Origin of the sequence: Arthrobacter sp. STN4 (assembly GCF_024539665.1) — a bacterium.
Taxonomy (GTDB): Bacteria; Actinomycetota; Actinomycetes; order Actinomycetales; family Micrococcaceae; genus Specibacter.
In genome coordinates, this window is record NZ_JAKZGX010000011.1 from 102,636 (window position 1) to 112,727 (window position 10,092).

Annotated in this window: 11 protein-coding genes; 4 read left to right on the forward strand and 7 right to left on the reverse strand. The window is 63.7% G+C overall.

Annotated features, from left to right (window positions below; genetic code table 11):
• Positions 1–37 precede the first annotated feature (37 nt).
• Positions 38–1,693, forward strand: a complete 1,656-nt coding sequence (ctaD, locus tag MMF96_RS10290; RefSeq protein WP_371130853.1) for a cytochrome c oxidase subunit I — start codon at positions 38–40, stop codon at positions 1,691–1,693.
• On the forward strand, positions 1,690–2,091 hold the full coding sequence (locus MMF96_RS10295; RefSeq protein ID WP_176615931.1) for a cytochrome c oxidase subunit 4: 402 nt from the start codon (positions 1,690–1,692) through the stop codon (positions 2,089–2,091). Before ctaD ends, MMF96_RS10295 begins: the two co-directional genes overlap by 4 nt.
• Before the next feature lie 177 nt (positions 2,092–2,268).
• On the opposite strand, the gene MMF96_RS10300 is transcribed toward MMF96_RS10295, so the two are convergent.
• Positions 2,269–2,571: an HPr family phosphocarrier protein gene (locus MMF96_RS10300; protein ID WP_176615932.1), complete on the reverse strand. Its 303-nt coding sequence runs from the start codon at positions 2,569–2,571 to the stop codon at positions 2,269–2,271.
• An 80-nt stretch (positions 2,572–2,651) separates the two neighbouring features.
• Between MMF96_RS10300 and MMF96_RS10305 the strand changes: the two genes are divergently transcribed.
• Entirely contained in the window at positions 2,652–3,431 is a 780-nt protein-coding gene (locus tag MMF96_RS10305) for a GntR family transcriptional regulator (protein ID WP_176615933.1), read from the forward strand.
• Between the two features lie 147 nt (positions 3,432–3,578).
• Here MMF96_RS10305 and MMF96_RS10310 read toward each other — a convergent pair whose 3' ends face one another.
• The 4 genes from MMF96_RS10310 to MMF96_RS10325 all read right to left on the reverse strand — a co-directional run bounded on the left by MMF96_RS10310 (position 3,579) and on the right by MMF96_RS10325 (position 7,900).
• On the reverse strand, positions 3,579–5,255 hold the full coding sequence (locus MMF96_RS10310; protein ID WP_176615934.1) for a cytochrome bc complex cytochrome b subunit: 1,677 nt from the start codon (positions 5,253–5,255) through the stop codon (positions 3,579–3,581).
• Positions 5,256–5,257: 2 nt separating this feature from the next.
• Positions 5,258–6,286: a ubiquinol-cytochrome c reductase iron-sulfur subunit gene (locus tag MMF96_RS10315; RefSeq protein WP_256883485.1), complete on the reverse strand. Its 1,029-nt coding sequence runs from the start codon at positions 6,284–6,286 to the stop codon at positions 5,258–5,260.
• A gap of 96 nt (positions 6,287–6,382) precedes the next feature.
• Positions 6,383–7,171 carry a cytochrome c gene (locus MMF96_RS10320; protein WP_176615936.1) on the reverse strand — a complete coding sequence of 263 codons (789 nt, stop codon included), beginning with the start codon at positions 7,169–7,171 and terminating at the stop codon, positions 6,383–6,385.
• Between the two features lie 90 nt (positions 7,172–7,261).
• Positions 7,262–7,900, reverse strand: a complete 639-nt coding sequence (locus tag MMF96_RS10325; protein ID WP_256883486.1) for a heme-copper oxidase subunit III — start codon at positions 7,898–7,900, stop codon at positions 7,262–7,264.
• A 186-nt stretch (positions 7,901–8,086) separates the two neighbouring features.
• Between MMF96_RS10325 and trpD the strand changes: the two genes are divergently transcribed.
• A complete protein-coding gene (gene trpD / locus MMF96_RS10330) occupies positions 8,087–9,151 on the forward strand; it encodes an anthranilate phosphoribosyltransferase (protein WP_256883487.1) in 1,065 nt (354 codons plus the stop codon).
• Between the two features lie 55 nt (positions 9,152–9,206).
• Here the strand turns inward: trpD and MMF96_RS10335 are convergent, their stop codons facing one another.
• Both MMF96_RS10335 and MMF96_RS10340 read right to left on the reverse strand, forming a co-directional pair.
• Positions 9,207–9,488 (reverse strand): Lrp/AsnC ligand binding domain-containing protein, encoded by a 282-nt coding sequence (locus MMF96_RS10335; protein WP_176615937.1) that lies wholly within the window; start codon positions 9,486–9,488, stop codon positions 9,207–9,209.
• Positions 9,489–9,561: 73 nt separating this feature from the next.
• The gene (locus tag MMF96_RS10340; RefSeq protein WP_256883488.1) at positions 9,562–9,954 is read right to left on the reverse strand and encodes a DUF3054 domain-containing protein; all 393 of its coding nucleotides are present in this window, start codon (positions 9,952–9,954) and stop codon (positions 9,562–9,564) included.
• Positions 9,955–10,092: the final 138 nt, after the last annotated feature.

The following is a 10,092-nucleotide window of genomic DNA, read 5'->3' on the forward strand; positions in this document are numbered from 1 at the left end:
GTACTCGGCAGCTGAAGTCAGTTCAGCTGCTCCTAGGGTGGTCCCCGTGTCCAAGGGACGCATTGTCGTCAACTGGATTACGTCCACCGACCACAAGACGATCGGTTACATGTACCTGATCGCCTCATTTATCTTCTTCTGTCTTGGTGGCGTCATGGCGCTCATCATCCGGGCGGAGCTGTTTGAGCCCGGCATGCAGATCCTGCAGACCAAGGATCAGTACAACCAGCTGTTCACCATGCACGGCACCATCATGCTGCTCATGTTTGCCACCCCGCTCTTTGCCGGCTTCGCAAATGTGATCATGCCGCTGCAAATCGGTGCGCCTGACGTCGCATTCCCACGCCTGAACGCACTGGCCTTCTGGTTCTTCCTGTTTGGCAGCACCATTGCAGTCTCCGGCTTCATCACCCCGCAGGGTGCTGCCGCCTTCGGCTGGTTTGCCTACGCACCGCTGTCCAACACGACGTTCAGCCCCGGTGTCGGTGGCGACTTGTGGGTGTTTGGCCTGGCCCTGTCGGGCTTTGGCACGATTCTTGGTTCGGTCAACTTCATCACCACGATCATCACCCTGCGTGCCCCCGGCATGACCATGTGGCGGATGCCCATCTTCACATGGAACACGCTCATCACGGCCATCCTGGTCCTCATGGCGTTCCCGCCGCTGGCCGCCGCCCTGTTCGCCCTGGGTGCCGACCGCCGCTTCGGGGCGCACATCTTTGATCCGGAAAATGGCGGTGCCATGCTGTGGCAGCACCTGTTCTGGTTCTTCGGCCACCCCGAGGTATACATCATTGCCCTGCCGTTCTTCGGCATCGTGTCCGAAATTTTCCCGGTCTTCAGCCGGAAACCCGTCTTCGGCTACAAGGGCCTGGTCTTCGCCACCATTTCCATTGCGGCCCTGTCCGTGACGGTGTGGGCCCACCACATGTACGTCACCGGCCAGGTCATGCTGCCGTTCTTCTCCTTCATGACGATGCTGATCGCCGTTCCAACCGGCGTGAAGTTCTTCAACTGGATCGGCACCATGTGGCGCGGTTCGCTGACCTTTGAGACGCCCATGCTGTGGAGCCTCGGCTTCATCGTCACGTTCCTCTTCGGCGGCCTGACCGGCATCATCCTGGCCTCCCCGCCGCTGGACTTCCACGTTTCGGACACCTACTTCGTGGTGGCGCACTTCCACTACGTGGTCTTCGGCACGGTGGTGTTCGCCATGTTCGCCGGCTTCTACTTCTGGTGGCCCAAGTGGACCGGCAAGATGCTCAACGAGCGCCTGGGCAAGATCCACTTCTGGATGCTGTTCCTCGGCTTCCACGGAACGTTCCTGATCCAGCACTGGCTCGGCGTGCTGGGCATGCCCCGCCGCTACGCGGACTACATGCCGCAGGATGGCTTCACCTGGATGAACCAGTTCTCCACAATCTCCTCGTTCGTGCTTGGCGCGTCCATGATCCCGTGGTTCTGGAACGTGTACATCACCTGGCGCAGTGCCAAGAAGGTTGAAGTTGACGACCCCTGGGGCTTTGGTGCCTCGCTGGAGTGGGCCACGTCCTGCCCGCCGCCGCGCCACAACTTCACGTCCCTGCCGCGCATCCGTTCCGAGCGTCCCGCACTTGACCTGCACCACCCGGAACTGGCACCGCACTACCAGCCGGCACCCGTGGCCGCGTCATCGAAGGGAGATGCCCAGTGAAGGTAGAATCCTGGCTCTTTATCCTTATCGGTCTTTTCTTCATCCCCGTCGGAACGGTGTACGGCTTCATGGTCGGCTGGCACGAACACGTCGGCTACCTGGCGCTTTACCTGCTGGCTGGCATGTGCCTGATGATCGGTGCGTATTCGTACTACACCGGCAACCGCGTCGGTCCCCGTCCTGAGGACAGGGTGGACGCTGAAGTGCACGAGGGCTCCGGTGAACAGGGCCACTTCAGCCCCTGGAGCTGGTGGCCGCTGGTATTGGGGCTGGCTGCCGCGTCCGGTTTCATGGGCCTGGCAGTGGGCTGGTGGATCGTCTTCTTCGGCGCCGGCCTGGCAGTGATCGCACTGGTTGGCTGGGTGTACGAATACAGCCGCGGAGACCACGCACACTAGCCCGGGAAACAACGTCCCGCGGTGTGTGAACCCGCACAGCGACAAAGGGCCCGTCCCCCACTTTCAAGTGGGGGACGGGCCCTTTGCCTTTAATCCTGGCTTTAATCCACGAACCACACCGGGGATCGGTTCCGGCGCGGGATGCTGCCGGCGGCCAAGCACCCCGGGAGGGCCTGTTCAGCGCGGATGGTTCAGGGTGGGGTCCTTGAGGTCGGTGGCCAGAAGCTCGGCGAGTCCGTCCACGGCCGCCCGGGTGGCGCCGTCGTCCTGCACCGATGCGGCGACGGAGACCACCACTTCGGTGCCGCACGCGAAGTCTGCCGTCATGACCTCCAGGAGCGAACGGCCGTCCACGGGCTCCAGGCCCTCCCTGGCAAGGGTGATTGGCAGTCCCGTTGCGTTGACGGCACGGACAAAGACCGCAGCCGGCCGCGCGTGGAGGCCCACACTGGCCGCTATGGTGGCTTTCCGGGTGTACATTGCTCGCTCCTTGGCGGTAGTTGCTTTACATATTGAGAGTAGTCGTGTTTTAGGCTGGAAATGGCCAACAAAGGAGTTTCATGGGTTACCCAGTACCGCCGGCAGCAAGCGTCCCAGGGCACCTGGAACGCGACTCGGGTGTCTCCGTGCACATCCAGCTCCGGGAGCTCTTCCGTGCCTATGTGACGGGCCTGGCGAAGGCGGGCAGCCAGCTGCCCTCCGAACGGGATCTTGCCGAGCATTTCGGCGTGGCGCGGATGACTGTCCGGCATGCCATCGAGGCATTGGTGGACGAGGAACTGCTGGACCGGGTGGTGGGGGTGGGCACCTTCGTCTCCCACGAAAAACTCGATGTCCAGGTCAAGCTCACCTCCTACTCCGAGGAGATGCAGCGCCGCGGCATGCGTCCGGCGGCGCGGACGTTGTCCTTCGAGCAGATTCCGGCCACGGCCCGTCTGGCCCGTGAGCTCCAAATGGAGGAAGGCCAGCCGGTCATCCGCTTCCGGCGGCTCCTGCTGGCCGATGAGGAGCCCATGAGCGTCGATGAGAACTTCATCCCTGCCTGGCGCGTTCCCGGAATCCTGGAGCAGGGCCCGCCCACTTCGCTGTACAACCTTTTGAGTGAGCGCTACGGGCTCGTGATCGAGTGGGGGGAGGACATTGTGGAGGCCAATGCCGCGACCCCTTCCATCGCGCGGCTGTTGAAGGTCGACGTCGGGGCCCCGGTCCTGCGCATGGAGCGCCATGCCTTCGTTTCGCAGTCGTCCGTGGATTATTCCATCTCCTTTTACCGCGCCGACCGCTACAAGCTGCGGGTGCCCCTGCAGCGCCCCGGGGTGCGCATCCGCCGCGGCTACTAGCGGGGGAGGCTGCGGGGCGTTCCAGGGGCCCTTGCGGGCCTGCGGCGCCATGTTTTCCATGGCGGCCGGCCATGCTTAAACGCGAGAGGGCGGCTCCCCGGGGGGAGCCGCCCTTCCGGACAGTCAGGCAGTGAAAGCCGTTGGTGCCTAGTAGCGGGACACCGGCTTGTGCTCTTCGGCGGACTCGATGGCCTCGTGGTGGCCGTGTCCGGCTTCCAGTTCCGCCGGGGTTGCCGGGGCAACCCGGTCCTCGAAGAAGAAACGGCTCAGTGCTGCACGCCGCTTTTCCGTCTTGGTCACAATCCCGTTTTCGTTGGGGATGCCTTCCTCGGCAACGGGTGACTCGTAGCTGACCAGCCGGTAGCGCTTGTAGTCGTCCAGCTGGGCGTGCATCTCCTGGAACTCGCCGTGCGGCAGGCGCACAATGCGGCCCGTCTCGCGGCCATGCAGGGCAATCTCACGATCCTTGCGCTGCAGCGCCAGGGCCACACGCTTGGTCACGATGAAGCCCAGGATGGGACCGGCGAAGAACAGTGCACGCAGCCAGTACGTGACGTCGTTCAGCGAGACCTGGAAGTGGGTGGCGATCAGGTCGGAGCTTGCAGCCGCCCACATGACGCAGTAGAAGATGAACCCTGACACGCCGATGGCCGTACGGGTCGGCGCGTTGCGCGGGCGGTCCAGCACGTGGTGCTCGCGGTCGTCGCGGGTGACCCAGCGTTCGATCCAGGGGTAAGTGAACAGGAGGATGAACACGATGCCGGCAGGCACCAGGGCTGGCAGTAGGATGTTCAGGCTCAGCGTGTTGACGCCCCAGGGGAGTGGGATGTTCCATTCCATCGGGATGTTGAACAACCAGCCCGGCATGAGGCGCAGGGCACCGTCGACCCAGCCGATGTACCAGTCAGGCTGGGTGCCGGCGGAGATGGGGGACGGGTCGTATGGACCGTAGTTCCAGATCGGGTTGATCGTGAACAGGGCGGCGACGAAGGCGATGATGCCGAAGATGATGAAGAAGAATCCACCGGCCTTGGCGGCGTATACCGGTCCGAGCGGGTAGCCGACCACATTGCGGTCGCTGCGTCCCGGGCCGGGGTACTGGGTGTGCTTGTGCACAACCACCATGAACAGGTGCACCGCCACAAGCAACAGGATGATGGCCGGGATCAGCATGATGTGGAACATGTAGAGCCTGCTGATGATGACGGTTCCGGGGAACTCGCCACCAAAGAGGAAGAAGGAAATGTAGGTTCCGACCACCGGGATGGCCATGATCACGCCGTCGATGATGCGCAGGCCGTTGCCGGACAGCAGGTCATCGGGAAGCGAGTAGCCGGTGAAGCCTTCAGCCATGGACATGATCAGCAGGATGCCGCCGACCACCCAGTTCAGTTCGCGCGGCTTGCGGAAGGCGCCGGTGAAGAACACGCGCAGCATGTGCACCGAGACGGCGGCCACGAAGAGCAGCGCCGACCAGTGGTGCACCTGGCGCATGAACAGCCCGCCGCGGACGTCAAAGGAGATGTTCAGGGTGGAGTCATACGCCACCGACATCTGCAGCCCCTTGAGCGGGACGTAGCTGCCGTTGTAATGCGTCTCCGCCATGGACGGGTCAAAGAAGAGCGTCAGGAAGGTGCCGGAGAGCAGCAGGATGACGAAGGTGTACAGTGCCACCTCGCCGAACATGAAGGACCAGTGGTCGGGGAAAACCTTCCGTCCAAACTCGCGAAGGATGCCGGAGCCCCCCACGCGCTGGTCAACAAAGTCGGTGATGCGGCCCGTCGAGGTCTTGGCCTTGTACGGTGATTGCGTTGCAGAACTCATGATTAGCCACGCTCCCAGAAGCTCGGTCCGACAGGTTCGTGGAAGTCGCTCTGTGCGACCAGGTAGCCTTCACTGTCCACCGTGATGGGCAGCTGGGGCAAGGGGCGGACGGCCGGGCCGAAGATCACCTTGCACTCCTGCGTCAGGTCGAACGTCGACTGGTGGCAGGGGCACAGCAGGTGGTGTGTCTGCTGCTCGTAGAGGGCCACGGGGCAACCGACGTGCGTGCAGATCTTGGAGTGCGCAACGATGCCGTTGTAGGACCAGTCCTCGCGGCCGGGAGACGGGTGCAGTTCGCTGGGATCCAGGCGGACCAGCAGCACAGCAGCCTTGGCCTTCTCTTCCAGCTTGCCCTCAGTCAGGTTGTTCAGCGACTCGGGGATGACGTGGAAAACGGAACCGTTGGTCACGTCGGCAGCCTTGATCGGCGTGCCGTCAGGGTCGCGGGCCAGGCGTTCGCCGGCCTTCCACAGGGTGTGGTGCAGGTCGTTGCCGGGCAGCGGGCCGAGGTCGCGAAGGATGGCGATGGCCGGCAGCGGTGCCAGCGCCATGGCGCCGATCAGGGTGTTGCGGATCAGGGGACGGCGCTTGATGCCGGTTTCTTCAATGATGTCGTCAACGATTTGCACGGCCGCGACGCGGTCGTCTTCGGTGCGCAGGGCGTGGCGTTCCTCGGAAACTTCATGGTCGGGCATGAGGGCCCTGGCCCAATGCACGATGCCCGTTCCAATGCCCAGCATGGCGAAACCGACGCCCAGGCCCAGGAACATGTTCTGGAGGTGCAGGGTGGTCAGTGTCTGGTCCAGGCGAATGCCAAAGTAGGCAAAGAAGAAGAGCAGGGTGCCGATGACGGAAATCCCAAACAGGATTGCCACCTGGCGCTCGGCCCGCTTTGCTGCCTTGGGGTCCGTGTCAGCCAGTCGCAAACGATGTGGCGGAAGTCCCGGGTCCTGGAACTTCTCCACCTCTTCGTGACCAGCCTTAGCTACGGCGCCCGAACTGGCCGGCGTGCCGTCACTATGGTTGCCCATAATCCCCTCATCCTTCTCTTATCCCGGTACTTTCCCGGGGTCGTAATGTATGTTTCGCGCGGCTGCCTGGGGCAGCCAAAATCTTGTGGAGGCCGGTCAGGAAGTCCTGGACGTCAGCCAGACCGTGAAGCCGATGACCACGCCGAGGACGGCCGTCCACAGGAACAGGCCTTCGGAGACCGGGCCAAGGGAGCCGAGAGCGGCTCCACCGGGGGAGCCCTGGTGCTCGATGGTGTTCAGGAACGTGATGATGTCCCGCTTGCCTTCCGGGGTGATGTTTGCGTCGTTGAAGACCGGCATGTTCTGCGGACCGGTGACCATCGCTTCGTAAATGTGGTCGTTGGACACGCCGGCCAGGGCCGGTGCAAACTTGCCGCGGGTCAGGGCGCCGCCGGCAGCTGCAGCGTTGTGGCACATGGCGCAGTTGACGCGGAACAGCTCGCCACCCTTGGTGGCGTCTCCCTTGCCGTCAAGGTACTGCGCTTCGGGGATGCCCGGGCCGTTGCCGAGGGTGGCGACGTAGGCTGCGAGTTCGTTGGTCTGGTCGGCGTTGAACTGGGCCGGCTTCTGGAGGGCCTGCGGGCCCTGCATCTGCATGGGCATGCGGCCCGTGCCGACCTGGAAGCTGACTGCCGCAGCGCCGACGCCTGCCAGGGAGGGGCCGTTTTCCGTGCCCTTGGCACCGAGGCCGTGGCAGGTGGCGCAGTTGGCCACAAACAGCTTCTCGCCCTCGTGGGCCTGGCCGGCGGTAAACGTGGTGGTGTCAGCCTTGGCCTGGTTCACTGTTGTGACAACGGCGTACAGCCCGCCGGTAAGCATGAGCCCCAGCACCAGCAGCGCTATTGCTGCCAGCGGATGACGTCGCTTCTGCGAAAGTGCCTTCACTTGGTGGTTCCTTTGATCTATATCCAGCAGCCTCTGGTGAGAGCCGCAAATGCTAATTCTGCGTCGTGTAGAAGAAAACTGTTTGCCAGCCTACTTCAGGATGTAGATGACCAAGAACAGGCCGATCCACACAACGTCGACGAAGTGCCAGTAGTACGAGGTAACGATGGCGCTGGTTGCCTCGAAGTGTCCAAACTTCTTCGCGGCGTAGGCGCGCCCAATGATAAGGAGGAAGGCGATGAGCCCGCCGATCACGTGCAGGCCGTGGAAGCCGGTGGTGATGTAGAAGGCGGAGCCATAGGCGTTTGAACTGAGGGTGATGTGCTCGGAGGTCAGCGTCGCGTATTCGGTTGACTGGCCGGCCACGAAGATGGCACCGAGGATGAAGGTCAGCAGGAACCATTCAGTCATTCCCCAACGGGTGAACTGGAGGCGGCTGCCGATGCGGCGGGGCTGGAGGTTCTCCGCGGCGAACACACCCATCTGGCAAGTAAAGGAGCTTGAGACCAGGACGAGGGTGTTGACCAGGGCGAAGGGAACTTCCAGCTTGGCCGTTTCTTCCGCCCACAGCCCACCGGTGGTGGAGCGGAGCGTGAAGTACATGGCAAAAAGGCCGGCGAAGAACATCAACTCGCTGGACAGCCAAACCACGGTTCCTACAGAAACCATGTTGGGGCGGTTCAGCGTCGGATGCGCCGGGATACTGGGGGCATGGGTCGCGGTTGTCACATAGACATTATGTCTGTAAATCGCCTGAGTTCCCAATGCGAAATGCCGAATCGGCGATCTTTTTCTACAAACCTGCGAAATTCCGGCTGATTCCCAGGCTTAATCCAGATGGCCATGCATAGCATGGCCGTGGTGTCAATGGTCACAATCGCATGGAGTGCCGCTGTTTCGTCTAACATCGAGAGGGTGAACCCTCAAGATGGCCCCCTGGCCGCAGCCCCGACCTGGCCGGATCTCATCGCCTCATTGATCAGGGGCAACAATCTTTCCTCCGCGCAGACGGAGTGGGCCATGAACACCATCATGGCAGGAAACGCCTCTGACGTGCAGATCGCCGGCTTCCTTGTGGCGTTGCACGCCAAGGGGGAGACCGTCGAGGAAGTGAACGGCCTGGTCGAGGCCATGCTGTTCAATGCCAGGCCGCTGGCGATCACCGGCGAGGCGCTGGACATCGTGGGCACCGGGGGAGACCGGCTCAACACCGTCAACATCTCGACCATGGCGGCGATGGTCTGTGCCGGCGCCGGGGCCACCGTGGTCAAGCACGGCAACCGCGCGTCGTCCTCGGCCGCAGGGTCCGCGGACGTCCTGGAGTCGCTCGGCGTCCGCCTGGACCAGTCGGTGGAACTGGTGGAACGGGCCGCCGTGGAGGTGGGCATCACGTTCTGCTTCGCGAACCTCTTCCACCCCTCGATGCGCCACGCGGCCCCGGCGCGGGCCCAGCTGGGCGTGCCCACCGCCTTCAACCTGCTCGGCCCGCTCACCAACCCCGCCCACGTGGCTGCCTCGGCCATCGGTGTCGCGGACACGCGGCTGGCGCCGCTGGTGGCTGGCGTGCTGGCGGCCCGCGGCGTGCGTGCCCTGGTGTTCCGCGGCAGCGACGGCCTGGATGAACTGACGACGACGGGACCCTCCCGCGTGTGGGAGGTCCGGGACGGCGCCGTGGTGGAGTCCGGGTTTGACCCCCTCGACGTCGGCATCCCGCGGGCCACCATCGATGACCTGCGTGGCAAGAACGCCGACTACAACGCCGGGGTGGTGCGCCGTGTCCTGGACGGGGAGCGCGGTCCCGTGCGTGACGCCGTCGTACTTAATGCGGCCGCAGGCCTCGTGGCCTACGACCAGGACGCCAAGGGCACGCTCGAGGACCGGATCAGGTTTGCCGTGGCCCGTGCCGAAGCGTCGATTGACGGGGGAGCGGCGGCCGGCGTGCTCAAGCGCTGGGTGGCACTGAGCACCGGACAGGCTTAAACGCAGAAAGTGCCGGGAACGCCGCCGCGGCGGCGTTCCCGGCACAGGCTGCCTGCTAGCCGTCGAAGCCGAGTGCGAAGGCCGCGTCGAGGTCATGCTGGGAATAGGCCCGGAAGGAGATCTGTGTTGTCGTGGACATCACGGAGTCGACCTTGGAGAGTTTGTCGGCGATGACGTCGGCCAGGTCCTCGTGCTTCTGCACGCGGGCAATGGCGATCAGGTCCCATTCGCCGGTGACCGAGTAAACCTCGCTGATGCCGGCAAGTTCGGAAATTTCCTGGGCGGCCTCGGGGATGCGGGAGGCGTTGGTCTTGATCAGGACGAAGGCGGTGATCACGGGAGGGGTCCTTTGCGTCAGGGGCACGGTGGCGGGGTGTTCGACTTTGATGGTAGCCCACTTGGGGCCCGGTTCAACGCTTCGGGCCGTACCTTCGTGCCAGCCGGGCCAGGAGCCGCTGGCCCAGGAGAAACACGCCCAGCACGATCGTGGCCACGATGACAAAGGGCGTTTCGGCGGTGGCACCCGAGAGGATGCGCAGCGCCATGCCGCCGGCCACCGTAATCAGCCAGATGCAGACGCCCGCCGGCCACAGGGAGACGGGACGCTGCCAGTTGCGGGTCAGCAGCCAGCCGAGGACCAGTGCGGCCAGGAACGGCCAGGCAGTGGTGAAGACGCCGCCCACGGACAGCGACTCATGGTGGGAGCTGCGGCCGGACAGGGCAAAGACGACGACCAGCAGGACGTCCATGACGGCTGAATAGGCAAGGAGCTTGGGGGTGCGTTGGGTGGGAGCGTGTATCACCCAGCCAGCTTAGCCTTGATCTCTAATTGGATTTGGCTGGTCTGGCACCGGCTGGCAGGATGGTGCGAATCCACCCGGATGTGACTCAGCCTTGATCTGGCCGTTGATTCGTTAAACGTGCCTTTCGGTGGACTCGTC